The sequence below is a fragment of the Qipengyuania xiamenensis genome (genome assembly GCF_019711495.1).
Taxonomy (GTDB): Bacteria; Pseudomonadota; Alphaproteobacteria; order Sphingomonadales; family Sphingomonadaceae; genus Qipengyuania; species Qipengyuania xiamenensis.
In genome coordinates, this window is the sequence record NZ_JAIGNM010000002.1 from 387,006 (window position 1) to 413,441 (window position 26,436).

23 protein-coding genes are annotated in these 26,436 nt (G+C 62.8%); 14 read left to right on the forward strand and 9 right to left on the reverse strand.

Going from position 1 to position 26,436, the window contains the following annotated elements:
* Positions 1-17: 17 nt before the first annotated feature.
* From hemC to K3165_RS10070, 3 genes are read left to right on the forward strand one after another with little or no spacing between them, the layout of a single operon-like run.
* Positions 18-947 carry a hydroxymethylbilane synthase gene (gene hemC, locus K3165_RS10060; protein WP_221548748.1) on the forward strand — a complete coding sequence of 310 codons (930 nt, stop codon included), beginning with the start codon at positions 18-20 and terminating at the stop codon, positions 945-947.
* The gene (locus tag K3165_RS10065) at positions 944-1,627 is read left to right on the forward strand and encodes a uroporphyrinogen-III synthase (RefSeq protein WP_221548749.1); all 684 of its coding nucleotides are present in this window, start codon (positions 944-946) and stop codon (positions 1,625-1,627) included. The genes hemC and K3165_RS10065 overlap by 4 nt, the downstream gene beginning before the upstream one ends.
* A gap of 59 nt (positions 1,628-1,686) precedes the next feature.
* Positions 1,687-2,577 (forward strand): MICOS complex subunit MIC60, encoded by an 891-nt coding sequence (locus K3165_RS10070; RefSeq protein WP_221548750.1) that lies wholly within the window; start codon positions 1,687-1,689, stop codon positions 2,575-2,577.
* Positions 2,578-2,597: 20 nt separating this feature from the next.
* On the opposite strand, the gene K3165_RS10075 is transcribed toward K3165_RS10070, so the two are convergent.
* Entirely contained in the window at positions 2,598-3,812 is a 1,215-nt protein-coding gene (locus K3165_RS10075; protein WP_221548751.1) for an FAD-dependent monooxygenase, read from the reverse strand.
* A gap of 25 nt (positions 3,813-3,837) precedes the next feature.
* Here K3165_RS10075 and K3165_RS10080 point away from each other — a divergent pair, with 25 nt between their 5' ends.
* The gene (locus tag K3165_RS10080) at positions 3,838-5,925 is read left to right on the forward strand and encodes a protein-disulfide reductase DsbD family protein (RefSeq protein WP_345720918.1); all 2,088 of its coding nucleotides are present in this window, start codon (positions 3,838-3,840) and stop codon (positions 5,923-5,925) included.
* Here K3165_RS10080 and K3165_RS10085 read toward each other — a convergent pair.
* The 4 genes from K3165_RS10085 to uvrB all read right to left on the reverse strand — a co-directional run bounded on the left by K3165_RS10085 (position 5,867) and on the right by uvrB (position 11,071).
* Entirely contained in the window at positions 5,867-6,409 is a 543-nt protein-coding gene (locus tag K3165_RS10085; RefSeq protein WP_221548753.1) for a hypothetical protein, read from the reverse strand. The genes K3165_RS10080 and K3165_RS10085 overlap by 59 nt on opposite strands.
* Before the next feature lie 32 nt (positions 6,410-6,441).
* A complete protein-coding gene (locus K3165_RS10090; RefSeq protein WP_425594404.1) occupies positions 6,442-7,938 on the reverse strand; it encodes a S10 family peptidase in 1,497 nt (498 codons plus the stop codon).
* A 40-nt stretch (positions 7,939-7,978) separates the two neighbouring features.
* A complete protein-coding gene (locus tag K3165_RS10095; RefSeq protein WP_345720919.1) occupies positions 7,979-8,767 on the reverse strand; it encodes a class I SAM-dependent methyltransferase in 789 nt (262 codons plus the stop codon).
* A gap of 108 nt (positions 8,768-8,875) precedes the next feature.
* Positions 8,876-11,071 (reverse strand): excinuclease ABC subunit UvrB, encoded by a 2,196-nt coding sequence (uvrB, locus tag K3165_RS10100; protein ID WP_221548754.1) that lies wholly within the window; start codon positions 11,069-11,071, stop codon positions 8,876-8,878.
* 100 nt (positions 11,072-11,171) lie between these two features.
* On the opposite strand from uvrB, the gene K3165_RS10105 reads away from it, so the two are divergent.
* From K3165_RS10105 to K3165_RS10140, 8 genes are all read left to right on the forward strand, one after another.
* Positions 11,172-11,708 (forward strand): DUF3617 domain-containing protein, encoded by a 537-nt coding sequence (locus K3165_RS10105; RefSeq protein ID WP_221548755.1) that lies wholly within the window; start codon positions 11,172-11,174, stop codon positions 11,706-11,708.
* 56 nt (positions 11,709-11,764) lie between these two features.
* Entirely contained in the window at positions 11,765-12,517 is a 753-nt protein-coding gene (locus K3165_RS10110; RefSeq protein ID WP_221548756.1) for an esterase/lipase family protein, read from the forward strand.
* Between the two features lie 74 nt (positions 12,518-12,591).
* A complete protein-coding gene (locus K3165_RS10115) occupies positions 12,592-14,019 on the forward strand; it encodes a circularly permuted type 2 ATP-grasp protein (RefSeq protein ID WP_221548757.1) in 1,428 nt (475 codons plus the stop codon).
* Position 14,020: 1 nt separating this feature from the next.
* Positions 14,021-14,965, forward strand: a complete 945-nt coding sequence (locus K3165_RS10120) for an alpha-E domain-containing protein (protein WP_221548758.1) — start codon at positions 14,021-14,023, stop codon at positions 14,963-14,965.
* Positions 14,965-15,780 (forward strand): transglutaminase family protein, encoded by an 816-nt coding sequence (locus K3165_RS10125; RefSeq protein WP_221548759.1) that lies wholly within the window; start codon positions 14,965-14,967, stop codon positions 15,778-15,780. The genes K3165_RS10120 and K3165_RS10125 overlap by 1 nt, the downstream gene beginning before the upstream one ends.
* Positions 15,781-15,793: 13 nt before the next feature.
* On the forward strand, positions 15,794-16,543 hold the full coding sequence (locus K3165_RS10130; protein ID WP_221548760.1) for a proteasome-type protease: 750 nt from the start codon (positions 15,794-15,796) through the stop codon (positions 16,541-16,543).
* A gap of 126 nt (positions 16,544-16,669) precedes the next feature.
* Positions 16,670-17,281, forward strand: coding sequence for a response regulator transcription factor (locus K3165_RS10135; protein ID WP_221548761.1), 612 nt, complete (start codon positions 16,670-16,672; stop codon positions 17,279-17,281).
* Between the two features lie 261 nt (positions 17,282-17,542).
* Complete coding sequence (locus K3165_RS10140) at positions 17,543-18,172, forward strand: response regulator transcription factor (RefSeq protein WP_221548762.1); 630 nt, start codon at positions 17,543-17,545, stop codon at positions 18,170-18,172.
* A 12-nt stretch (positions 18,173-18,184) separates the two neighbouring features.
* Here the strand turns inward: K3165_RS10140 and K3165_RS10145 are convergent, their stop codons facing one another.
* The 3 genes from K3165_RS10145 to putP form a co-directional block, all read right to left on the reverse strand.
* Entirely contained in the window at positions 18,185-18,853 is a 669-nt protein-coding gene (locus tag K3165_RS10145; RefSeq protein ID WP_221548763.1) for an extensin family protein, read from the reverse strand.
* Positions 18,854-18,920: 67 nt separating this feature from the next.
* On the reverse strand, positions 18,921-19,292 hold the full coding sequence (locus tag K3165_RS10150; RefSeq protein ID WP_221548764.1) for a VOC family protein: 372 nt from the start codon (positions 19,290-19,292) through the stop codon (positions 18,921-18,923).
* Positions 19,293-19,294: 2 nt separating this feature from the next.
* Positions 19,295-20,773, reverse strand: a complete 1,479-nt coding sequence (gene putP / locus K3165_RS10155) for a sodium/proline symporter PutP (protein ID WP_221548765.1) — start codon at positions 20,771-20,773, stop codon at positions 19,295-19,297.
* Positions 20,774-20,879: 106 nt separating this feature from the next.
* Here putP and K3165_RS10160 point away from each other — a divergent pair, with 106 nt between their 5' ends.
* Positions 20,880-21,647, forward strand: a complete 768-nt coding sequence (locus K3165_RS10160) for a hypothetical protein (RefSeq protein ID WP_221548766.1) — start codon at positions 20,880-20,882, stop codon at positions 21,645-21,647.
* 3 nt (positions 21,648-21,650) lie between these two features.
* Here the strand turns inward: K3165_RS10160 and typA are convergent, their stop codons facing one another.
* A complete protein-coding gene (gene typA, locus K3165_RS10165) occupies positions 21,651-23,471 on the reverse strand; it encodes a translational GTPase TypA (protein WP_221548767.1) in 1,821 nt (606 codons plus the stop codon).
* Positions 23,472-23,727: 256 nt separating this feature from the next.
* Here typA and K3165_RS10170 point away from each other — a divergent pair, with 256 nt between their 5' ends.
* Positions 23,728-26,412: a TonB-dependent receptor gene (locus K3165_RS10170; RefSeq protein ID WP_221548768.1), complete on the forward strand. Its 2,685-nt coding sequence runs from the start codon at positions 23,728-23,730 to the stop codon at positions 26,410-26,412.
* Positions 26,413-26,436 lie beyond the last annotated feature (24 nt).

Consider the following 26,436-nt stretch of genomic DNA (forward strand, 5'->3'; position numbering starts at 1 on the left):
TAGGGCAAGCGCGCGCCATGACCTCCATCATCCAAATTCGCCTCGGAACCCGTCGTTCGCCGCTTGCCATGGCGCAGGCGGAAGAAACCCGCTCGCGCCTCTGTGCGGCCCATGGCTGGGATGAGAGCGCAGTCGAGCTGGTTCCCGTTATCGCCAGCGGCGACAAGATACAGGACCGTCCGCTTGCCGATATCGGCGGCAAGGCGCTGTGGACGCGCGAACTCGATATCTGGCTCAGCGAGGGCCGGATCGATGCGGCGGTCCACTCGATGAAGGATGTCGAGACGCTGCGTCCTGACGAATTCGCCATTGGCGCCGTCCTGCCGCGTGCGGACAAGGCCGATGTGCTGCTGGGTGCAGCTTCCATCGCGGCGATCCCGCTCGGTGCACGGGTCGGGACCAGCGCTCCGCGCCGCGCGGCGCAATTGCTCAACGCGCGGCCCGATCTCGAAGTGGTCGGCATTCGCGGCAATGTCGCCACCCGCATGGCGAAACTGCAGGCGGGCGAAGCCGATGCGACATTCCTTGCCGCAGCAGGTCTCGAACGTTTGGGAGAAACCGGCGTGGGCACGAGGCTCGATCCGGAAGAATGGCTGCCAGCACCGGCGCAGGCCGCCATCGGGATCGAATGCCGCGCCGCCGACCAGCGCACCCGCGACCTGCTCGCAGCTATCGACGACAAGGCCAGCCGTGAGGAAGTGCTCGCAGAACGCGCGCTTCTCGAAGGGCTGGGCGGGACCTGCCATAGCCCCATCGCCGCCCTGACGCACCGCGACGGTGGGAAATTGCGCCTCAAGGCTGCCATTTACAGCGGCGATGGTGCCATCCGCATCAGCGACGAGGCCACTTTCGATGCGAGTGACCTCGATGCCGCCCGCCAACTGGCCGCGCGGCTTCTCGATCAAGCCCCGGCGCATGTTTCGGCACTCTTCGGAGTTCAGGCTTGAGCCGCCTGCTCTTCGTATTGCGGCCCGAGCCCGGGCTTCGCGTCACCATGGAAACCGCCGAGGCATACGGGCTTACGGTTCTCGGATGTCCGCTGTTCGAAGTCGAGGCGGTCGCGTGGGATTGCCCCGACCCGAGCGGTTTCGACGCCCTGCTCGTCGGCAGCAGCAACGTGTTTCGCCACGGCGGCCACAATCTCGAAAAGCTCGAACGCCTGCCGGTCTATGCCGTCGGCGAGGCCACGGCCGAGGGCGCCCGCGAAAAGGGTTTCATCGTCTCGCAGACGGGCAAGGGCGGGCTTCAGGCGCTGCTCGATAGGGTGAAGGGTCGCGAAATCCGCTTCCTCAGGCTGGCCGGCGAGAAAATGGTCGAGCTCGAGCGGCCCGAGGGTATCTCGATCGCAACCCGTGTGACCTATCGCATGCGGGATCTGGACCTGGCGGAAGATGTCGCCAGAGCCATGCGGAAAAGCGGCGGGGTGGTCCTGCTCCATTCGGGCGAGGCTGCAAGGCGCCTGCGCGAAGAATGCGATCGGCTGGAAATCGAGCGGACGAAGGTCACGATTGCCGCACTGGGCCCGCGGATCGCCGAAATTGCAGGTGACGGCTGGGAAAGTGTACACATCGCCCCACAGGCGCTCGACGCCGAGCTACTGGCCTTGGCGGAGCGATTGTGCCAGTAGGATAGCCGGATGAAACGCGCTGCAAAGATCGGCGCGGCGGGGTCGTGGAACGGAGTATAATGGAGAGTTTTTCGAGCAATCGGCGTTCGCCGACCAGCATGCGGCCCGTGCTGCTTGCCACGGTGGCCTCCTTTGTCCTCGGGGCAGCAGTCGCAGGCTATTTCACCTGGCGTTCGTCCGATGCGGACGAGGCCGAGAGCACGCCGACCGAACAGCCGCAGGCAGCGCTGACCACGGAAGCCGCCGACGACGGACCGACACCCAGCCCGAGCGCCAGCGCGAGCGAAGTTTCGGTCGAGGACGTCGAGCGCGTTGCCGAACAGCAGGGCGGTATCGACCAGCGCCTCGCCGCCGCCGAACAGCGCCTCACCCGGCTCGACCTGCAGGCACAGGCTGCTGCGGGCAATGCCGCAAGGTCCGAAGGCCTGCTGATTGCTTTCGCCATCCGCCGCGCCATCGATCGCGGTGCGGAACTGGGGTACCTGTCGGACCAGCTGCGGCTGCGCTTCGGTGATGCGCTGCCCAATGCGGTCAACACGATCATCACCTTCTCGCGCGAACCGGTCACTCTCGACCAGTTGATCGCGCGTCTCGACGGGCTCGCGCCGCAATTGCAGTCGGGCGACGATCGTGGCGGGTTCGAGCGCTTCACCGAAGAACTCGGCGCTCTGTTCACGGTGCGACGCGAAAGTGCGCCTTCGCCGCAGCCGGAAAAGCGGATCGAGCGTGCCCGCCTGTTCCTGCTGAGCGGACGACCCGACGATGCTGTGGCCGAGGTGCGCAACCTGCCGGGTGCCTCGCAGGCCGAACAGTGGCTGCGCGATGCCGAACGCTATGCCTCGACGCAGCGCGCGCTGGACCTGATCGAAACCGCGGCCGTGCTCGAACCGCGTCGCCTGCGCGATGGCGCAGGTAACCGGATTTCGCAGCCCAGCCCCGTCGAGGAATAGGGTCCGTCGGAGAGTAGGCCTCAGGCCTTCATCAGTTCGGGCACGTCGCCCGATACGCCGCGTGCTTCATCCATGAAGAACTTCTTCAGCCAGCCCGAACGCTGGACGCCTGCCATGCCGAAGCGCCGCACTGCGCTGGCGGTCTTGCCGGGCACGCCGAAGATGCGGGTCAGCGTGTCGGTCGCGCCCATGACCATGATGGAATCGAGCGCGCGCCATTTCTCGTAGCGTTCGAGGACCTGTGCATCGGCAAGATCGAGGCCGAGGCGGCGCGCTTCTTCCAGCACTTCGACCAGTGCGCCTACATCGCGCAAGCCGAGGTTGAGGCCCTGTCCGGCAATCGGGTGCATGCCGTGTGCGCTGTCACCGATCAGCGCCATGCGCTCGCCCACGATCCGCGCTGTGTGCTGGAAGCTGAGCGGGTAGGAGGTGCGGCCACTGTTGAACGACAGCGTGCCGAGAATATCGCCCATGCGTTTCTCGACTTCGGCGAGGAAGGCGCGGTTGCCGAGCTTGAGCACGCCGGCAGCGTCTTTCTCGTCCACAGTCCAGACAAGGGCGCTGCGGTGCTGGCCTTCGGGGCCGTCGAGCAGCGGCAGGAGCGCGAAGGGGCCGTCTTCGTAGAAGATCTCCCAGGCCACTCCTTCATGCGGCTTCGAATGGTCGAGGCCGGTGATGATCGCGCGGTGCGAATAGTCCCAGCTGGCCATCTTGAGCTCGGCTTCCTCGCGGGTGGGCGAGCCGCGACCCTCGGCGCCTACCAGCAGGTCGGCCTCGAGCACGGTTCCGTCACCCAGCGTGGCGCTGACCGAGAAAGCATCGCGATGGCGGCTGACGACATCCACCGGGGCGTGCATTGTGATCAGCGGTTCGTTCTTCGCCGCGTCGAACAGGGCGATGCGCAGCTGGCGGTTGGCGAACATGCGTCCCAGCGAGCCTTCATGCGCCTCGGGCGTGAAGTCGATCCGGCCCGGTTTCATCTGGTCGAGTACGGCGATGGATTCGATCGGGCAGCCATGCGGCTCCAGCGCGTCGGCAAGGCCGATGTTGCGGAACAACCGCCAGCTTGCAGTCGAGATGGCCGACGCGCGGCCATCGAAACCTTCCGCCGTCAGGTCGGCCGGATCGGCCCGGTCGACGAGGTGGCTCGAAAGCCTTTTTTTCGCCGCCGCGAGGGCAAGGGTGGTTCCCACGAGGCCGCCGCCGAGGATGAGCAAGTCGCGCTTGTCTGTCATGGGGGCAGTCCCTAATGCGCTCAGTGTGACCGAGGCAAGGACATTGGACGCAGCGCGCGGCATCTGGCTTGCATTTGTTGCGGCGCTGGTGCTGCTCTTCCCCGCCGTCGCCACCGCGCAGGAAGCGCGTTTCGGTGACGAGAATATCGCGGTCGAATTGCGCAGCGATGGCCCGCCGGTACCCGGTGAAACGTGGATGTTGGCGCTGAAGTTCACGCCCAGCAGCAGCGAATGGCACGGATACTGGTCGAACCCGGGCGATGCTGGCCAAGGCATGGCGCTTTCTCTCGACCTGCCCGGGGGATGGGTGGCGGGCGAGCCGCTATATCCGGTGCCGCAAACCCTCGTGATCTCGGGGCTGATGAATCACATTTACGAGGGCGAGCATGCCGTCCTCGTGCCTGTCGAGGTGCCAGCCGACGCTGCAGTGGCGAACATCGCGCCGATAACCGGTTTCGTTTCCTACCTCGCCTGCACGGACAGGATTTGCGTGCCGCAGGATGCGCGACTTTCGTTGAGCGAAGGCGGAAATTTCAGGGCGTGGCGGGCGGCGATCGCCCCGCCGCTCGACAGTGTTGCGGGATATGAAATCCAGCGCGACCGGCTGCGGGTGGGCATCCCTCTTCCTGCCGAGCTTGAACTGGGTGATCTGCACCTCTTCTTGGCGGACCCACAGATCGGCGGGTTCGCGCCGCAATATGCCGCAGTTCAGACCTATGTCCGCGAAGGAAATTTGCTGGTCGCCGAAATCCCGCTCCGGAGCCTCGCCGGACAGGAAGGCACAGCATTGCCCGAACGGATTGGCGGCATCCTCTCGCTCGGTGACGGGCAGGGGCTTCGTTTCGAGGCCGAACAGCGCGATGTGCCGCTTGAGGGCGTAAAGCCGATCCGCGGCCCGGTGGATATTCCGCCTCTCTGGATACTGCTCGCCGCATCGCTGGTCGGCGGGCTGTTGCTAAATATCATGCCCTGCGTCTTCCCGATCCTGAGCCTCAAGGCGCTCGCGCTCGCCAAGGCGGGCGGTGACGAGGCTTCCGCAAGGCGCGACGCGCTGGCCTATACCGCTGGTGTGGTGCTGGCCTGTGCCGCGCTCGGCGCTGTGATCCTGCTGCTGCGTTCTGCAGGCGAGCAGGTGGGATGGGCCTTCCAACTGCAGGAGCCCCGCATCGTGGCGGCGCTATTCGTGCTGGCGATTGCGATCACCGCCAACTTCCTCGGGCTTTTCCAGTTGCCCGGGATGGCCATCGCGGGAGGCAAGCCATCGGCCAAGGGCTCCTTCGCAACCGGCCTGCTGGCCGCATTCGTGGCCACGCCATGCACCGGCCCTTTCATGGCGCTGGCGCTGGGCGCGGCGCTGGTTCTGCGGCCCATTGAGGGCTTCGCGATATTCACCGCGCTAGGTATTGGTCTCGCGCTGCCATTCCTGCTCATCGGGTTCATCCCCGCATGGCGGCGCAAACTGCCGAAGCCGGGTCCGTGGATGGAGCGTTTCCGGCGCTGGATGGCGATCCCGATGGGGCTCACCGTACTGGCGCTGGCGTGGCTGCTGTGGCGCATTGCGGACGGCTTCTGGCTGACCATGATCGGGATCGTGAGCGTGTTGGTGCTCGCACTGCTGGCCTCGATGGGCCAGCGGCAGGCGAAAGGGCTGGGTGCCGAACGCATCTTCTTTGCCGGGATCGTGGCGCTGGCCATCTTCGCGCTGTCCTTCGTGCCGGAACCGGAAGCTCCCGAGGTGTCCTCCTCCCAGAGCATCCACGAGCCGATTGAATTCTCCGAAAGCGCCCTTGCCGAGGCGCGCACCAGCGGCAAGCCCGTCTTCGTCTGGTTCACCGCCGACTGGTGCATCACCTGCAAGGTCAACGAACAGGTCGCCATCGAGGATTGGGAAACGCATGAGGCGTTTTCCCGGGCAGAGGTGATCACCATACGCGGCGACTGGACGCGCCGCGATGAAGAGATTGCCAGTTTCCTTGCGCAACAGGGTGTGGCGGGTGTGCCGCTTTACCTGTGGTACGCGCCGGGCGGCGACGCGCAGCAATTGCCGCAGGTGCTTACTCCGGCGATGCTTCGGGATCTGGCAGAGCAGGCATCGTCCCCGCGCAGCGAGTGATGAACTCGGCCGGCTGGCGGCTGGCGTTGAGGATCATCGATCCTGCCCCTGGAATGGTCGCTTCTACGCTTCTCGGGCCAGTCAGCACTTCGAGCCTGGGATCATCGGCCCGGACCGATCCGCGCCACAGCCAGGCATCGCCTTCCTCATGCGCGTCGATAAACAGGCGTTCGACGTGGCCGTTGCCGATCAACGCGAGCATTGCCTTGGCATCCTCGTCTGCCGCGACATAGCGGCGGTAGACTAGTTCCTCTCCTTCGCATGCCAGCGAGAAGAGCGGCATTTCACCGGGCTTGCCGTAGAGCAGGCGCCCGCTCTGTTCGCTGCGCGCCCATGCCGCGCCGTCTGTATCGGGCGAGGCGACGGGGGTCGAAGGTGTGCGCCTTTCCTCGGTGATCTGCGCACGCGAGACATAGTCGTCCGAAGCGGGCGGCTTGCAGGCGGACAGCAGGGTAAGCGCACACAGCGCGGTCAGGCGAAGCATGATGCCGAGCTATGCCAGCGCAGGCTTGCGGGTCAACGCGCGCGAATGAATTCGCGCAGGTCGGCGCTGAGTTTTACCCGGTCCTCGTCACGCACGTACATCATGTGGCCGGCGTCGTAATATTTGAACGTCAGGCGGTCCTGCGGGATGCCGAAGCGATTGAGCGAATATTCCGCGCCGAAGAAGGGGGTCGCGAAATCGTACCAGCCCTGCGCGTTGAACAGGCGCAGCTGCGAATTCTCGCGCATCGCCTTGCCGATCAGCGGGCCGACATTGAGATATGCGTTGCGGCCCCAGCCATTGCCCATCGACCAGTCCCAGTAACGGCCCGGTTCGCGCCCGATGGACTGGTACTCACGGTCGGTCTCGAAGCCGAGGCCATCGCGCAGCCAGCTGTTCACCGCCGCCGTATAGCCTGCATCGATACCGTAGAAGCTTGGGTCGTTGTCGGGCGTCTCGCCCGCATTGTCGTAGTCGCGGCCCGTATAGCGCGCATCGAGGCGGCCGATGGTGAGGCCCCGGTCGCGCAGCAATTCCTTGTAAAAACGCTGGCTCGTGACACGCAGGTTCGCCTGGTCGAGATATTCTTCCGACAGGCCCGTCAGGCGCGAGAGTTCTGCACGCACAGCTGCGCGTTCCGCATCGGGCAGGTCCTGCCCCTTGAGCAGTGCAGTGGCGAAGGGCCCGATGGCGAACTGCCGCGCTTCCTCGGCAATGGCCTCGACCGACGGCGCCTGCACCTTGCCGTGATAATAGGCCGCCGCAGCCATGTTGGGCAGGGTCACGATATAGGCCATTTCGTTGCCCGGCGTCGGCTCGCGCCCGGCAAAATCGAGGATGGTCGACACAAGGATCAGGCCGTTCAATCCGACATCGTTGAAGGTCCCCCCTTCAAGCTCGTCGACCACCATTGCCGTGCGCGTGGTGCCGTAGCTCTCGCCGCCGAGATATTTGGGGCTGTTCCAGCGGCCGTTGTCGTTGATCCAGCGCCGGATGACCTGCGCCACGGCGCGCGCGTCCTGCCGGAGGCCGTAGTATTTCTCCGGATCGGTGCCCTTGGTCAGATAACTGAAACCCGTACCCGGCGGGTCGATGAAAACGAGGTCCGCCACGTCGAGCAGGCTCTCGGGATTATCGAGGATAGGGTAGGGCGGCGCCCCGTCATCGCGCGCATCGGATGGGATGCCAACGCGCTTCGGCCCCCATGCGCCCATCTGCAGCCAGACCGAACCCGAGCCGGGCCCGCCGTTGTAGATGAAGAAAACGGGCCGCGAGGTATCGCGTGGGTTCTTCACATAGCTGGTCGTGACTATGACCGCTTCCTGCTTGCCGTCGTCGCCTTCGAGGATCGTCTCGCTGACCGTGGCGGTATAGGAGATGCGCTGCCCACCGAAGGTGCCGGTGAGGTTCCTGGACTTTACCTGCGGTTCGATCTGCTCGGCTGGAGGCGTGGCAGGCTTCTCCTGCGCAGCAAGAGGGGTCGAAATGGCGAGAGCCGCAGCGGCGGCGAGCAGGCGCGTGATCATCATGTCGGTATGGCAAAGCCGCGGCCTCGCGTAAATTCCCCGATTACTGGCTAGGCTTCACGAACTTCATCACGAAGCGATCCGTCTTGCCGCGAATATCCGGGGCAAACACGCTGGTTTCGTAATCGTCTTCGGGATTTGCGAGCATGTCGCTTTCCGCTTCGAGGACAAAGCCGGCCCGTTCGAAATCGGCGCGGACCACAGCGGGGTCGATCCGGTGGAAATCGTCGACCGTCTTGCGCGTATCGCCCGGATTGCCGGAATGGTCGATCACGCCGACGACGCCGCCGGGCTTCATCGCACTATACAGGCTTGCGAGGTATGCATCGGGATCGGTGCGGGACATCTTGTACTGTTCCGATTCCCAGTAAAGGTCGTGGTAATTCAGGTTCATGATCGCGAAATCGAAGCGTTCGGCTTCCGTTGCGAATTCTTCGAAGGGATAGCGTTCCAGAATGATGCCCGGGTCGCGCTGCGACAGCGCGGTCCAGGCTTCCTCGTTGAAGAACTGTTCGGGTTCCAGCGCAGTCACGCTTCCATTGTCGCCGACGGCCTTGGCGAGGATTTCCGCCCAGTATCCGCCGCCTGACATGAGGTCGGCAGCCGCATCGCCTTCCTGAAGGCCAAGAAACGCCAGGACTTCGGCGGGCTTGCGGTTTTCGTCGAGCGCGCGTGCCTCTTCGGGACGGGCCTCGTTGGCGACAGCCGCGGCGAGAGCGTCGGCTGAAACGGATTGCGCGGTGTCGACTTGCTTGGTCGTATCTTCGGCCGGTTGCGAACAGGCGGCCAGCGACAGGGCAAGCGCGGTAGTCAGGATCAGGTGCGGCTTCACGGTTCTCTCCCCTTGCAAAATTGCGTGGGAAAGCGTGGACCCGGCGCGGGCCCATGAGAACCCCCGCGAGCTACGCCGGTCGAGGGGACGAGTGCACTGGTCGAAGTTCTACGGCTTGCCGCCCATCCGCTTGTAGCGAGTCTTGCCGTAGCGGGTCTTGCGCGTGCCGGGACGGCCGGCATCGCTCCTGCCGACGCGTGGTGCCTTTTTCTCTTCGTCGCCGAGGCCGAGTTCGTCGTTTTCCAGGCGGCGAATTTCGTCGCGCAAGCGTCCGGCTTCCTCGAATTCGAGATCGGCGGCGGCAGCGCGCATGCGCTTTTCGAGGTCCTCGATATAGGCGCGCAGATTGTGGCCGACGAGGTTGTTGCGCTCGTCGTCGCCCGTGTCGACGGTGACGCCGTCCTGTGCGGCCGTGTGCGCGACGATGTCGGCGATGTTGCGCTTGATCGTCTTGGGCGTGATGCCGTGTTCTTCGTTGTAGGCCTTCTGCTTCTCGCGGCGGCGGTCGGTTTCGGCCATCGCGCGCTCCATCGAACCGGTGACCCGGTCGGCATAGAGAATGACGCGACCTTCGACGTTTCGCGCGGCGCGGCCGATGGTCTGGACGAGGCTGGTCTCCGAACGCAGGAAGCCTTCCTTGTCCGCATCGAGAATGCAGACGAGACCGCATTCGGGGATGTCGAGACCTTCGCGCAGCAGGTTGATGCCCACCAGCACGTCGTAGACCCCGAGGCGCAGGTCGCGGATTAGTTCGATACGTTCGAGTGTTTCCACATCGGAGTGCATGTAGCGTACCTTCACGCCGGCTTCGTGCATGAACTCGGTGAGGTCTTCCGCCATGCGCTTGGTCAGCGTGGTGACGAGCGTGCGATAGCCCATCTTGGCGGTCTTCTTGCATTCTTCGATGCAGTCCTGGACCTGGTCCTCGACCGGTTTGATCTCGACCGGCGGGTCGACGAGGCCGGTGGGTCGGATGACCTGTTCGGCGAAGACGCCTCCGGTCTGCTCCATCTCCCACGTGCCCGGCGTGGCCGAAACGCAGAAGGTCTGCGGGCGCATCGCGTCCCATTCGTTGAAGCGAAGCGGGCGGTTGTCGATGCAGCTGGGCAGGCGGAAGCCGTATTCGGCCAGCGTGATCTTGCGGCGGTGGTCGCCCTTTGCCATCGCGCCGATCTGCGGCACGGTCTGGTGGCTTTCGTCGACGAACAGCAGCGCGTTTTCCGGCAGGTATTCGAACAGCGTCGGCGGCGGTTCGCCGGGAAGGCGGCCGGTGAGGAAGCGGCTGTAGTTCTCGATCCCTGCACACGAACCGGTGGCGGCAATCATTTCGAGATCGAAATTAGTGCGCTGTTCGAGCCGCTGTGCTTCCAGCAGCTTGCCTTCCTCGTGGAGTTCCTTGAGCCGCTCACCCAGCTCGAACTTGATCGCTTCCGAAGCCTGTTTCATCGTCGGGCCGGGCGTGACGTAGTGCGAGTTCGCATAGATCCGCACCTTGTCGAGGCTCGCGCCCTTCTTGCCGGTGAGCGGGTCGAACTCGCTGATTTCCTCGATCTCGTCGCCGAAGAAGCTGACCCGCCAGGCCATGTCCTCGTAGTGCGAAGGGAAGATTTCGAGATTGTCGCCACGCACGCGGAAATTGCCGCGCGCAAAGGCCACGTCGTTGCGTTTGTACTGCAGGGCCACGAGCTTGCGGATCAGCTCGCGCTGGTCGACCACATCGTCCTTCTTGATGTCGAAGATCATCGCCGAATAGGTTTCGACCGAGCCGATACCGTAAAGGCACGAAACCGAGGCGACGATGATGACATCGTCCCGTTCCAGCAGCGCGCGCGTGGCCGAGTGGCGCATCCGGTCGATCGCCTCGTTCACCGAGCTTTCCTTCTCGATGTAGGTGTCAGACCGCGGCACATAGGCTTCCGGCTGGTAGTAATCGTAATAGCTGACGAAATACTCGACCGCGTTTTCCGGGAAGAAGCTCTTGAACTCGCCATAGAGCTGCGCGGCGAGGATCTTGTTCGGCGCGAGGATGAGGGCAGGGCGCTGCAGTTCCTCGATGACCTTTGCCATGGTGAAGGTCTTGCCCGAACCGGTGACACCGAGGAGGACCTGAGTCTGTTCGTCATCGCGCGCCGAGGCCGTGAGTTCGGCAATGGCAGTCGGCTGATCGCCAGAGGGCGTATAATCGCTGACGAGCTTGAACGGCCGCCCGCCCATCGACTTTTCGGGACGCGCGGGTTTGTGAGGGACGAATTCACCGGTTGTGTCCGGCTCTTCCAGCCCTCTGCGAATTACGAGTTCAGCCATGCGCGCACATATGGGGTACGCCACAAGAGGGTGCAATGACGGCTTGTGCCGGGCCAACCGCTTGCCTAGCCTTGGCGGAGAAGAAAACCGGAGATTTCCTATGCGTGCGCCCGTTACCGCTCTTGTTGCATCCCTCGCCCTTGCAGCCTGCGGCAGCCCCGATCCCGACACCGACGGGGACGGCAAGATCAGCATGGAGGAAGCGCAGGCGAGCATGGAAGCAAGCGGCGCGGTCAAGCCGCAGCCGGGCCAGTATCGGGCCTCGGTCGAGCTGCTCGATTTCGAAGCGCCCGGCGCTCCGCCCGAGGCCAAGCAGATGCTCAGCGGCATGATGCAGCGCACCTTCGAATACTGCCTGACACCCGAAGAGGCCGAGAAGGGCTTCGAGGAAATGGCGCGCAGTTCACAAAGCGGTGACTGCTCGTTCGAAAAGTTCGATGCGGACGGCAACGATATCGATGCAGTGATGTTGTGCACCGGTGGTGGCATGGGCGAAATGCGCGTGACCATGGACGGCAGCGGCAGTGAAACCGCGTCGGAAATGACCATGACCATGGAAGGCAACATGGCTGGTCAGGGCCAGGGCACGATGACCATGCGCACATCGCACGAGCGCATCGGGGACTGTGCCAGCTAGGGGCACCGCCCCACATTCAGGAACCCGCAATCGGCCCGGCGCATTATTGCCGGACGATGGCAACACTACCGTTCTTAGAAACGCGTCAGGAATGGAGCCGGCGCCTTGCGCTGGCCGCAGAGCCGTGTCCCGACGATGCGCGCGGCCCGCGGGCGCTCCTGCTGCTGCGCGAATTCCTCTGGCCGCTTGAGCCGGTGAAGCGGCGTTTTTCACGGGTTGAGGTTACGCCTGCCGCCAACCCGCGCCGCGTGATGCTGCTTCCCGGTTTCGGGGCGCATCCGGTCCGCATGCGGTGGCTTGCCCGCCAGCTTGAAAAGGCCGGCCACACCGCGAAAAGCTGGGGCATGGGCGTCAATCTCGGCGCTACTGCCGATCGCTTCGCGAAAGTCGAGGAACGGCTGGAGGACCTGTTCGAACGGCGCGGGCAGAAGATCGTGCTTGTCGGCTGGAGCCTCGGCGGCGTGATGGCCCGCGAACTCGCCAAGCGTCATCCCGACAGGATCGAGAAGGTTGTCACCATGGGTTCGCCCTTCTCGGGCAGCCCGCGTGCGAACAATGGCTGGCGCGCCTATCAGGCGATTGCAGGCCACCGCGTCGACGAGCCGGAAATCGATACGGTCGTGGCCGAAAAGCCGCCGGTGGAAACCGTCGCCATGTGGAGCCCGCGTGACGGCATCGTCCATCCGCGTTCCGCCTGTGGCCGCGCGAACGAGCGCGATCGTGCGATAGCATTGCGCTGCTCGCACATGGGCTTCGTGCTCTCCAACGAAGCGATGACCGCGCTTCTTTCGGAACTGGACCGCTCCTGAACCTTTAGTTCCCTGACGGGTGGCGTCCTGCTGCCCGATGCGTATCATGCGCGATCAGTCCATCTCGGGGGAACATGAGCGGCAACGCCGAATTTTTCGACGAAATGCGCCAGCCGGACGGCTCGGTGCGTTCTGCCTATTCGAACTATTGCGAATGGTATGACGAACAGGACCCAAAGCTCCTGCGTCGCAAGCACTCCGAGGCGGAGACCAACTTCCGCAAGACGGGCATCACCTTCAATGTCTATGGCGAGGACGAGGCGGAAGAGCGCCTCATCCCCTTCGACATGGTGCCGCGCGTCATCGATGCGCGAGAGTGGCGCCGGCTGACGCGCGGGATCGAACAGCGCGTGTCGGCTCTCAACGCCTTCATGCACGACCTCTATCACCGGCAGGAAATCGTACGTGCCGGCAGGCTTCCCGAACGCCTGCTGCGCAATAACGAGGCGTGGTTGCCGAACATGGTGGGCTTCACGCCGCCGGGCGGGGTCTATACCCACATCGTCGGCATCGACCTTGTCCGTACCGGGCCCGACGAATTCTACGTGCTGGAAGACAATGCCCGCACGCCATCGGGCGTCAGCTACATGCTCGAAAATCGCGAGACGATGATGGCGATGTTCCCCGAACTGTTCCTGCGCTGCCAGGTGGAACAGGTATCGGATTATCCGCGCCGCCTTGCCAAGAGCCTCGCTGCCTGCGCGCCCGACTGTGCCGAAGACAAGCCGGTGGTCGCGGTTCTGACGCCGGGCATCTACAATTCCGCCTATTTCGAACACGCTTTCCTCGCCGACCAGATGGGTGCCGAACTCGTCGAGGGCAGCGACCTGCGCGTCGTGGATGGCCGCGTCGCGATGCGCACCACCTGCGGATACAAGGCGGTCGACGTGATCTATCGCCGGGTCGATGACGAATTCCTCGATCCGCTCACGTTCAACTCGGACAGCGTGCTGGGTGTGCCCGGTATCATGGACGTCTACCGCTCAGGCGGCGTGACGATCGCCAATGCCCCGGGTACCGGTGTGTGCGACGATAAGGCGATCTATTCCTTCATGCCCGAGATCGTGGAGTTCTACACCGGCGAGAAGCCGCTCCTGCCCAATGTCGAGACTTGGCGCTGTGCAGAGGAAGACAGCCTCAAATACGTGCTCGACAACCTTGCCGAACTGGTCGTGAAGGAAGTGCACGGATCGGGCGGTTACGGAATGCTCGTGGGTCCCGCTTCGACCAAGAAGCAGATCGAGGAATTCCGCCACAAGATCGTCGAGAACCCCGAAAACTACATCGCGCAGCCGACGCTATCGCTGTCGACCTGCCCGGTCTTCACCAAGAAGGGCCTTGCTCCGCGTCACGTGGACCTCAGGCCCTTCGTGCTGGTTTCGCCCGACAAGATCGACATCACCCCCGGCGGGCTGACGCGTGTCGCCTTGGAAAAGGGATCGCTGGTCGTGAATTCGAGCCAGGGTGGCGGGACCAAGGATACATGGGTGCTGAAGGACTGATATGCTCGGACGCACTGCAAACGGACTGTTCTGGATGTTCCGCTACCTCGAGCGGGCGGAGAATACTGCGCGCCTGCTCGATGCGGGCCTGCGCATGGCGCTTACTCGCGACCTCGTCACGGCGGAGGAGGAGTGGCGCTCGGTCATAGAGACCTCCGGCCAGCGCCAGAGCTACGAGAAAAAGCACTCGAGCTATACCGGCATGCAGGCGTGGAACTTCATGCTGCGTGAAAAGGAAAACCCCGCCAGTATTATCTGCATGTTCAGCGCGGTCCGCCAGAATGCCCGGCTGGCGCGCAATGCGATCAGCGGCGAACTGTGGGAAGCGATCAACGAAAACTGGCTCGTCATCGACGAGCAGCTGGCCAAGCCCGTTGGCGAGAACAAGGTCCTCGATGCGGTCAAGACGATCCGTCGTGCAGGCACCATGGCCCGCGGCGCGCTGACCGGATCGATGCTGCGCGAGGAGGGCTATCACTTCGCGCAAGCCGGTATGTTCATCGAGCGGGCGGATTCCATCGCCCGCATTCTCGACATCAAGTATTACCTGCTGCTTCCGTCGCTTTCCTATGTGGGGTCGAGCCTCGACACGGGGCAATGGGACACGGTGCTGCGCTCGGTCTCGGGTGACCGCGCCTATCGCTGGCTCAATGCGGGACGCATCGATGCGCGCGGTATTTGCGAGTTCCTGATCCTCGACGACCGTTTCCCGCGCAGCTTGGCGTTCTGCCATTCGGAACTGCGCAGCAACCTTGCGGCGCTGGCCCGGCTTCACGGCTCCGAAGGTGAAAGCAACGCATTGATGCGCGAAGCGGATACGAAGATCACTGACCTCACAATCGAGGAAATCTTCGAGCAGGGCCTGCACGAATTCCTCACCGAATTCATGTCTTCCAATGCGGCGATCGGCAATGCCATCGCCAGCGATTACAGGTTCCTAAGCTGATGCGCCTCTCGATCCGCCATACGACCCGTTACAGCTTCGATGCGCCGGTGGTGCATGCCCTGCAGCGGCTGCGCCTGACGCCCAAGGAAACGCAGGGTCAGGAAATTCTCGAGTGGTCGATGGACTACGAGAATGCTGCCGAAGAGCTCACCTACGAGGACCAGCATCACAATACGACCACCCTGGTTGCGGTGGAGCCGGAAGCGACCGAGGTCACCATCACCTGCCGCGGCAAGGTCGATACGCATGATCATGCAGGGGTGATCGGGCGCCATGCGGGGCACCTGCCCCTATGGAGCTTCCTTTCGCAGACGAAGCTGACGAGGCCCGGTCCCGGCATGAAGTCGCTGGTGAAGGACCTTAAAGGCTTCGAGGGCGGGCGGCTCGACATGCTGCATGAACTGTCGCGCGCGACGCTCGACCGGGTCGCATACGAAACCGGGACTACCGGGCCCCAGACCACGGCCGAGGAAAGCTATGCGGCCAAGAGCGGCGTGTGCCAGGACCATAGCCACATTTTCATCGGCGCGGCGCGGGCACTCGATGTGCCGGCACGCTACGTTTCCGGCTACCTGATGATGAACGACCGCATCGACCAGGAAGCGACCCATGCATGGGCGGAAGCTTTCGTCGACGGGCTCGGCTGGGTCGGCTTCGACATTTCCAACGGAATAAGCCCCGACGAACGCTATGTCCGCGTTGCAACGGGACGCGATTACCGCGATGCCTCGCCGGTAACCGGAATCAGCTTCGGCAACACCTCGCAGGTGCTCGAAGTGGATGTCGCGGTCGAGCAGCAGCAAGTGCAGCAGTAAACGAAAGAAAACTATGACTTATTGCGTGGGAATGAAGCTCGATGACGGGCTGGTCCTGATGAGCGATACCCGCACCAATTCGGGCGTCGACAATATCTCGGTGTTTCGCAAGATGTTCACCTGGCAGGTTCCGGGAGAGCGCATCATCACGCTGATGACTGCGGGTAACCTCGCCACCACGCAAGCCGTCATCAGCCAGCTGGAAGAGCGTACGAAGGCCCCCGACGAGCGCGACAACATCCTCCTCAAGACGCCGACGATGTTCCAGGTCGCCACCGAAATCGGCAATCTGATGCGGGACATCATTTCCGGGCGGCAGGACGCCAATGGCGCCAAGGGCAGGGGGCGTTTCACCGCCTCGATCATCGTGGCAGGCCAGATCAGGGGCATGGAGCCGCGCCTGTTCATGGTCTACCCCGAGGGCAATTTCATCGAGGCGAGCCACGATACCCCGTTCTTCCAGATCGGCGAGACCAAGTACGGCCGCCCGATCATCATCCGCGGCTACGACAGCACGATGAGCCTGGAAGATGCTGCCAAGCTGACAATGGTCAGCTTCGATTCCACGCTGAAGGCCAACCTTTCGGTCGGCCTCCCGCTCGACCTCCAGGTAATCAAGCGCGATACCTTCGAGGCGAGCCATGAGCACCGCATCACGCATGAGGATCCCTATTTCCAGGCAATCTCGTCCAGCTGGGGCGATGCGCTGAAAAACGCCTTTCATTCGCTGCCGGACTACTCGTTCTATCATCCGAAGGACTGATCGAATCCGTTTCGGATGCTAAAAAATCCCGATATTTCAGACGTTTCCCGGTAATGTTCTCAACTAGCGCCGGATCGGTATTTGTACGGAATTGGTATTCGTGCTGATTGTGCCAGTGTTCCGGCCATGGAACAGACACAAGTCCTTCATATCGTCGACAATTCCTGCCGCTCGAGGGCCGAACAGGCCCGCAAAGGCTTCGACCTCGGCCTCCATTGCGAAGTCTATGCCGATGCAGCCGAACTGATGGCGTCGCCCCCGCAGCGAGGCGTCGTGCTGGCAAGGGATGACGACGCCGAGAGCAGCGCGAGCGAAGTGCTTTCGCTGCTCTCGGAAAGATCCGCCTGGGTCCCGGTGGTCGCAACCTCGGTCGATCCGCGTCCGGGCAAGGTCGTCGAGGCGATCAAGGCCGGCGCGCTCGACTACCTTCGCCTGCCGCTGCGCGAAGAGCGGCTGCTGGCCATGGTGGCGCGTATCAGCGACGAGGCCGACGCCTATGCCGCCGCACGGCGCAAGGTCGTCGAAGCCCGTAATCGTATCGCCACGCTCTCCCCCAGAGAGCGCGAGGTTCTCGACTGGCTGGCCGAGGGACGCAGCAACAAGATGATCGCGCGCGAGCTGTGCATCAGCCCGCGGACCGTCGAAATCCACCGCGCAAACATGATGCAGAAGCTGTCGGCCACGCATGCGGCTGAGGCGGTTCGTCTTCGAATAGAGGCCGATACAACTACGTTGTAGTTAATGCTGCATTCGATCCAGCTCCATAATCCCAAGCATGGAGCTGACGTAACTGGCGGGCTAAATCCTATATTTAGCCATGGGCATATGATGATTCCCTAATATGCATAATTGAGCAAATTGTCATAAGAAACCATTCTGAACTGGTTTATCCGGTAAATTCCATAATTGTAAAAAATAGACACATATTTAAAAATCTAGGTATTTATACGTAGTATTTTTACTTGGAACATTCAGAGGTGATCGTGTAGTAAATTACGTATGGAGCACAAGGAAAAGCTACACATCGTAGATGGTTCCAGTCGTTCTCGAGCCGAACAAGCTAGGTTTGGTTTTGATCTGGGCTATCACTGTGAAGTCTACGCGGACGCGGATGAGTTGGTTCAAGCCGCTCCTTCCAAGGGCATAGTTCTGGCCAGGGATGGATGTGACTTTGGTTCAGTCGCAGGAGTGATCGAAAAGCTGAACGCGAATGGATACTGGCTGCCTGTCGTTGCTACAGGGACTGATCCAAATCCCAGTCAAGTTGTGGCGGCAATTAAGCAAGGCGCGCTCGATTTCCTGCGTCTACCCCTGAAATCGTCTCGCCTCACCAGCATGGTCAAAGAAATCCAGCAAGAAGCCGCGGCCTATGGCGAATCCATGCGTAGGATGGCTCAGGCAAGGGTTTGCCTTGCACGTCTCTCCCCACGCGAACGAGAAATTCTCGAACTCGTGGTTGCCGGTGAAAGCAACAAGGAGATCGCTCAAGAGCTGCAAATCAGTCCGCGCACGGTCGAGGTTCACCGGTCGAGCATGATGGGTAAGCTCGGAGCACATCGAGCTGCCGAAGTCGTTCGTTTGAGGCTTGAAGCTCGGCTCGGGCCAACAGAGTTGCTGAAGGCCAGTTAATACCGTTTCCGCCTATCTGCAGAAACTGCCGCTCCCGAGTTCGAGGTGCAGGTGGTCGTGATGCGCAGTGTTGTAATCCGGCCCGAGCACCGTGCCGAAGCGTTTGCAGGCACTGCGATGGATCACGCGCAGGAACTCGCGCTCCTCTCTCGATGCGTTCCAGCCGGACTTCACGCTGATCCTGCGTCCGTCTTCCAGCACGAAGGCGCCGACATCGATCGCCTCCGCGCGCGAATGGGCAGAAAGGCGGCCGGTCCCGGCAACATTGCGACAGGAATAGCTGCCCATGGTCTCGATCCGCGCGAGCGGACTGCCGAATATCTGCCGCGCGGCGCGGTCCACGCCATATCGTGCCCAGTCGGCAAAGGAATTGGCGAGCGGGCAGGCGACTGCGCCGAGGTTGGTCACCTGCAATTCGCCCAAGTCCCCGCCGACACGGTCGAGCTGGACCGAGTTCACCGTGCTGCATCCCGCGCCGTAAAACCTGTCGGGCAGGGGAGCGAAGGCGGCTCCGCTCGATCCCAGTTCCGCGAGGCATGTGCGCGCTTCGGGTTTTTCCCACGAAGGGTCGGCAACCTGTTCGACCGGACGCGTTGAGGCCGAAGAGCGTTCTTCCGGGCTGGCGACGCAGCCGGCGAGCGCTAATGCAAGGACGGAGCAGAGGGCGATCGAACCGCGCATGGTCGGGACTTTACCAGCGAATTGCTGAACATGGCGCTACCTGCGACAGGCAAAGCTGTGGGAAAGCCTATTCGGGCGCGGCGACCTGTTGCCACAATTCGATCTTCACGCCGTTGGGGTCGAGCAGCCAGGCGAACTTGCCATACCCCTCGTCGACGCTGTCGAGCACATCGACGCCCTTCTCTTTGAGCTGGGCGACGAATCCATCGAGGTCATCGACCCGTAGGTTGATCATGAAGCCACCCTTGCCGGGCTTGATATACTCGTCGTCCTTGAAGTGGCTGATCAGCGAATAGGGTTTCTCGCCGGCTTCCTCCGACCAGTCCAGTTGCGGGCCGTATTCGCCGTCGATGCCCAGCGTGTCGCGATACCAGGCCCGCGTGGCGGCGGGATCTTCCGCCACATAGAAAACGCCGCCGAGCCCGGTAATCTTCGCCATGCCTATGCCTCCTGCGGCTTGCCTGCCGGTGCCGTCGCCTTGCTGACCAGCCAGATCGCGACCCATGCCGCGATGAAGCCGGGGACGATCTCATATAGGCCCGCGTCCATTCCGGGAAGCTGGCTGTTCCAGCCAAGGGCAATCCATGCGGCGACGGTCCCTGCGCCGGTCACGAGGCCCGCGACTGCACCGGCACCCGTCATCTTGTCCCAGATCAGCGAAAGGATGATCAGCGGGCCGAAGGCGGCACCGAAGCCTGCCCACGCGTTGGACACGAGGCCGAGCACCTGGCTTTCCGGATCGCTGGCAATCGCGATGGCGGCCAGCGCGACCAGCGCCACGCAGATGCGGCCCACGTTCACGCTTTCGCGCTCGCTCGCTTCCTTGCGGAAGAACAGCTTGTAGAAATCCTCGGTCAGCGAGCTCGATGCGACCAGCAGCTGCGAGCTGATGGTCGACATGATCGCGGCCAGCAGCGCGGCCAGCAGGAAGCCGGTGATGACCGGGTGGAACAGCAGGTTGGCAAGGACGATGAAGATCGTCTCGGGATTGTCGACCACGAGGCCGTTGCGCTCGACATAGGCGCGCCCGGCAATGCCGATACCGATCGAACCGATCAGCGCGACACCCATCCAAGTCATGCCGATATTGCGCGCGGTCTTCACCTTCTCGACCGTATCGATGGCCATGAAGCGCACGATGATGTGCGGCTGGCCGAAATAGCCCAGGCCCCATGTAACGGCGCTGATGAAGCCGAGCAGCGTCAGGCCCTGCGTCAGGCTCAGGAAGCCGTCGACCGGTACATCGCTGAGCGAACCGCCGCTTTCACCGCCGGCACCGAACATCACCACCAGCGGCATCAGCACGAGCGCCACGACCATGATGCAGCCCTGGACGAAATCCGTGAGGCTGACGGCAAGGAAGCCTCCGACCATGGTATATGCGAGAACCACGAGCGCAGTGATCCAGATACCCATCATGTAATCGCTCATGCCCCAATCAGGCAGGATGCCGGCAAAGCTGGTTTCGAACAGCAATCCGCCACCAACGAGACCGGCTGCGGTGTAGACTGCGAAGAAAACCACCACGATGAGCGCGGAGACGACGCGCAGCGCCACCGCCTTGTCGGGAAAGCGATTGGCGAGGAATTCGGGGATGGTCAGCGCGTTGCCGCGCTCTTCGGTCTGCTTCCGGAGGCGCGGTGCGACGACGATCCAATTGACGAAAGCGCCCACGAACAAGCCGATGCCGATCCATGCCTCGACGAGGCCGGCCGCATAAAGGGCTCCGGGTAGGCCAAGCAGCAGCCAGCCGCTCATGTCCGATGCACCTGCGGACAGCGCGGCCACTGCCGGTGGCAGGTTCCGGCCGGCAAGGAGATAACCCTCGCTTGTGTCGGTCGAACGTTTCCAGGCCCACAGGCCGATGGCGATCATGGCCACGAAATAGAGGCCGAGCGAAATAAGTGTTCCAGTCTGCATGGACGGGCTGGTAACAAATGCAACCGGTGCTGGCTAGCTTCAGGCCGGAGCGGTGTCTGGCGAGGGGGTAGCGGCCCTTTTGCTGCTCTCATGCATTGGTGGCGTAATGCCTCTTACGCTTATCACCCTGCTGATGGCCTTCGCGTTTTGCGCGGTGCATCTTTTCGTCGGCCAGCTTCGCTTCCTCGATCGGAATCCGCGAAGCCGGTGGCTGTCCTTCGCCGGCGGTGTCGCGGTGGGTTATGTGTTCCTGCACATCCTTCCCGAACTCGCAGCGCATTCGGAGACCTTCGAGAAGGCGACCGGCTTCGATGCGACATTGGCGGAAGAGCTGGTCTACGCGCTATCGCTTGCAGGGCTGGCGCTGTTCTACGGACTGGAGCGTTCGCTCGCGATTTCACGGGACCGGCGGATGGCGACCGAGGGACGGGACCGCCCGCATCACCCGGTCTTCTGGCTCCATATCGGAGCGAGCGCGCTGCTGGTGCTGCTCATCGCTTACCTGCTCAACCACCGCGAGGACCCGACTCCGGCGGGACTGGCGCTCTATTTCGCGGCCATGATGCTGCACTTCGTAACCGCCGACTTCGGCACGCGGGCCGATCATCCGGAGATTTACGATGCGCGCGGGCGCTGGGTGCTGGCCGCAGCGACGCTGGGCGGCTGGCTGCTCGGCATCCTTGTCGAACTGCCCGAGCTGGTCATCGGCTGCCTCTTCGCATTCGTCGGAGGCGGCATCGTACTCCTGGTGCTCAAGGAAGAGCTACCGGAGGATCGCAAGAGCTTTTTCCTGCCGTTCCTTGCGGGGGCAGGGCTTTATGCCGCGCTCGTGCTGGGCGAGACCTGGCTCGCCGCAGCACATATGGCGGGATAGCTTTTAGCCCTGCGCGGCGCGCTTGGCGCGCTTGCGCTCGTGCGGGTCGAGGATAGCCTTGCGAAGACGGATGTTCTCCGGCGTCACTTCGACCATTTCATCGTCGTCGATGTAGGCGATGGCCTGTTCCAGCGTCATCACACGCGGCGGCGTCAGGCGGATGGCATCGTCCTTGCCGGTCGAACGGAAGTTCGTCAGCTGCTTCGACTTCATCGGGTTCACTTCGAGATCGTCGGGCTTGGCGTTCTCGCCGATAATCATGCCTTCGTAGATCTTCGCGCCGCCACCGATGAAGAGTTCGCCGCGATCTTCGAGAGCGTTGAGCGCATAGGGGACAGCTTCACCCGGGACCATCGAGATAAGGACGCCGTTCTGGCGACCTTCGATGGGGCCGCGATAGGTGTCGTACTTCTCGAACAGGCGGTTCATGATGCCCGTGCCGCGCGTGTCGGACAGGAATTCGCCGTGGTAGCCGATGAGGCCGCGCGAGGGGGCGGAGAAGGTGATGCGGGTCTTGCCCTGGCCCGAGGGACGCATTTCGGTCAGCTCGGCCTTGCGGCGCTGCATCTTCTCGACGACCGTTCCCGAGTGCTCGTCGTCGACGTCGATGACGACCGTCTCGAACGGCTCCATGCGCTGGCCGTTCTCTTCACGGAACAGCACGCGCGGACGGCTGATGCCGAGTTCAAAACCTTCGCGGCGCATCGTTTCGATGAGCACGCCCAGCTGGAGTTCGCCGCGGCCGGCCACTTCGAAGCTGTCCTTGTCGGCGCTTTCGGTGATGCGGATAGCGACGTTGGTTTCGGCTTCGCGGTAGAGACGGTCGCGGATCATGCGGCTCGTCACCTTGCTGCCTTCGCGGCCGGCCAGCGGGCTGTCGTTGACCGAGAACTGCATGGCGAGCGTCGGCGGATCGATCGGCTGCGCTTCGATCGGCGTCTTCACGCTGGGGTCGGCGAGGGTGTTCGAAACGGTCGCCTTTTCGAGGCCCGCAAGCGCGATGATGTCGCCCGCTACAGCGCTTTCAACCGGTACGCGGTCGAGACCGTCGAACGACATGAGCTTGGTGGCGCGGCCGACTTCGATGACCTTGCCATCGGCGTCGAGAGCGTGGATCGGATCGTTGAGATTGATCTTGCCCGACTGAACGCGGCCGGTGAGCACGCGGCCCATGAAGTTGTCGCGGTCTAGCAGGGTGGCGAGGAAGCTGAACGGCGCTTCGGTGTCGAGGCCGGGGGCCGGGACATGCTCGGTGATCAGCTTGAAAAGCGGTTCGAGGTCGCCCGAACGAGCATTCTCGTCTTCGCTGGCATAGCCATCGCGGCCCGAGGCCCAGAGCGACGGGAAGTCGAGCTGTTCGTCGGTGGCATCGAGCGACGCGAAAAGGTCGAACACTTCGTCGAGCACTTCCTGCGGACGCGCATCGCTGCGGTCGATCTTGTTCACGACCACGATGGGGCGAAGGCCCAAGCCCAGCGCCTTGCCGGTGACGAACTTGGTCTGCGGCATCGGGCCTTCTGCGGAATCGACCAGCAGGATGACGCCGTCGACCATGCTCAGGATACGCTCCACCTCGGCGCCGAAGTCGGCGTGGCCCGGAGTGTCGACGATGTTGATGCGCACGCCGTCCTTCTCGACGCTGGTGCACTTGGCGAGAATGGTGATGCCGCGCTCTTTTTCGAGGTCGTTGCTATCCATCGCGCGTTCTTCGACGCGCTGGTTTTCGCGGAAGGTGCCGGACTGGCGAAAGAGCTGGTCGACGAGGGTGGTCTTGCCATGGTCGACGTGGGCGATGATCGCCACGTTGCGAAGGTCGCGGGACATAATATGTGCTTTCGTAAGGATGCCGTAGCGGCGCGTGATTCCGGCGCAGCCAATTCGTGCGCGCCCCTAGCCGAAATGGTGCAATGCGGCAAGCATCAGCAAGTGTGACTCGAAAGGCACACTGCATGGTGTCTTGCATAGGTATGCCGCTTCGCCCTTGTTGGACGGCCCGCTGGCGAATAACTCACCGTCACTGCGTGATTTTGGGGAATGCGCAGCAACCCCAACGCAAGTTTCTGTGAGAGGAAGCCAATACATGAATTTCAAGAATACGAGCCTTCGTGCTGCCCTGCTGACCGGTGCCGCCGCCTTCGCGCTGCCCACCGCCGCCTATGCGCAGGACGAAGACCAGGAGCAGGCCTCTGTCGCCGATACGGCTGAAGAGCAGGCCGAGAGCCCCGATCCCAACGTCATCATCGTCACCGCGACGAAGCGTGCACAGACCCTCCAGGAAGTGCCTGTCGCCGTCAGCGTGACCACCGCCGAAACCATCGAGCGCGCACAGATCCGCGACCTCAAGGATCTCCAGACGCAGGTTCCCTCGCTTCGCGTGAACCAGCTGCAGAGCTCGGCCAACACCAACTTCCTGATCCGCGGCTTCGGCAACGGCGCCAACAATGCCGGTATCGAACCGTCGGTCGGCGTGTTCGTGGACGGCGTCTATCGCAGCCGTACCGCATCGCAGATCACCGACCTTCCCGACGTCCAGCGCATCGAGGTCCTGCGTGGCCCGCAGTCGACCCTGTTCGGCAAGAACGCCAGCGCCGGCGTCATCTCGATCGTCACCAAGGAGCCGGAATTCGAATTCGGCGGCCTCGCCGAAGTTTCCTACGGCAATTTCAACTCGATCGTCGGCAAGGGCCTCGTCACCGGTCCGATCAGCGATTCGATCGCATTCAGCCTCGCCGGCGGTATCAACAAGCGCGACGGCTACCTTGAAGATCAGGGTACGGGCAACGACGTCAACGACCGTGACCGCTGGTTCGGCCGTGGCCAGCTGCTGTTCGATGCCGGTGGCCCGCTCAAGGTTCGCCTGATCGCAGACTACGACAAGGTTGACGAAAACTGCTGCGGCGTCGTGAACCTGCAGCAGAGCGCTGCGACCGGTGCCGTCTTCGCCCTCGGTGGCGCTGTCAACGATCCGGCCAACGCGTTCGATGACGAAGTCTACACCAACTTCGATTCCTCGAATGACATCGAGAACAAGGGTATCTCGGGCCAGATCGATTACGAACTGGGTGCCTTCACCCTGACCTCGATCACCGCCTATCGTGAAAGCGACCTGATCACCGACCAGGATTCTGACTTCACGACTGCCGACCTGATCGGCCGCAACTTCGCGGACGTCGGCATCGACACCTTCACGCAGGAACTCCGCATTTCGGGCGAAATCGGCGACCGTCTCAGCGTGCTGCTCGGCGGTTACTACTTCGACGAGAGCATCGACCAGTCGAACGAGATCCTCTTCGGCGAAGACTTCCGCGAATATGCCAACATCCTGATCGGTGGCCCGATCACCAGCCCGCCGAACGATTTCGCGGTGCAGTCGATCGAAGGCACGCTCTCGGCACTTAACGGCCAGAACTATGCCGGTCAGTTCTTCGCTGCAGGCCAGGGCCTGATCGAAAGCTACACGCTGAAGAACGAGGCGCTCTCGATCTTCGGTCAGCTCGACTTCGAGATCACCGATGGTCTCGTCCTGACGCTGGGCGCGAACTACACCGACGACAGCAAGGAAATCACGACCGACGTCACCTCGACGGACGTATTCTCGGGCATCGACCTGGTGACTTCGGGCCAGACGGCGATCTTCTCGACCCTGCTCGGAAGCGCTGGCGTCAACCCGGCCGATCCGGCCCAGGTTGCGGCTTTCGCTGGTGCCAACCCGGCCCTGTTCGCGCAATTCCAGGCGATTGCGGCCTACAACTCGACGCTGTCGCCGACCGCGGCTGCGACCGATCCGAACCCGCTCAATGTTGGCGGTAACCCGCTGCTTCCGCTGCAGGCGTTGCAGTTCCTGCCGCCCTTCCTCGACGTTCCCAACGTGGTTGAAGATGGCAAGACCAGCGACGACGACTGGAGCTGGACTGCACGTCTCGCCTACGACATCTCGCCGACGCTCAACATCTACGCGAGCTACGCGACCGGCTTCAAGGCAAGCAGCTTCAACCTGTCGCGCGACAGCCGTCCGCTGCAGAGCGACCTTGCCGCCATCCAGGCTGCCGGTATCGCACCGGTCAACCTCGGCACGGGTTCGCGCTTCGCCGGTCCGGAAGAAACCGAAGTCATCGAACTGGGCCTGAAGGGCCAGTGGGATTACGCTGCGGGTAACCTGACCATCTTCCGCCAGAAGATCGACGGCTTCCAGTCGAATATCTTCACCGGCACCGGCTTCGCGCTGGCCAATGCAGGCCTGCAGGAAACCTTCGGTATCGAGTTCGACGGTAACGTCCGCCCGACCGACTGGCTGACCCTGAACGCTGCCTTCACCTACCTCGACCCCGAATATGTCGAGTTCCCCAACAGCTCGATCGGCGACCTCTCGGGCCGCCCGGTTGCAGGGATCTCGCAGTATTCGATGTCGATCGGCGGCCAGATCAACAAGGAAGTCAATTCCGCTGGCGATCGCGTGATCTTCAACACCAACTTCTACTACGAAGCTCCGGTGCAGGTCGCCGACGGTCTTCCCGGCTTCTTTGACGGTGTGAACCAGGAAACGGCCTTCGCTGCCGCCCGTCCGTTCCGCCGCGAAGTGAACGAGCTTTCGGCCAGCCTGACCTATGCCTTCGACATGGGTCTCGAAGTCTCGGTCTGGGGCCGCAACCTGCTCGACGATCGCTACATCACGACGATCTTCGATTCGGTCGCCCAGTCGGGCTCGATTTCGGGCTACTCGAACCAGCCGCGCACCTACGGCGCTGCGGTCAAGTTCAAGTTCTAATCGCGCAGGCGAAAAGAATACAAA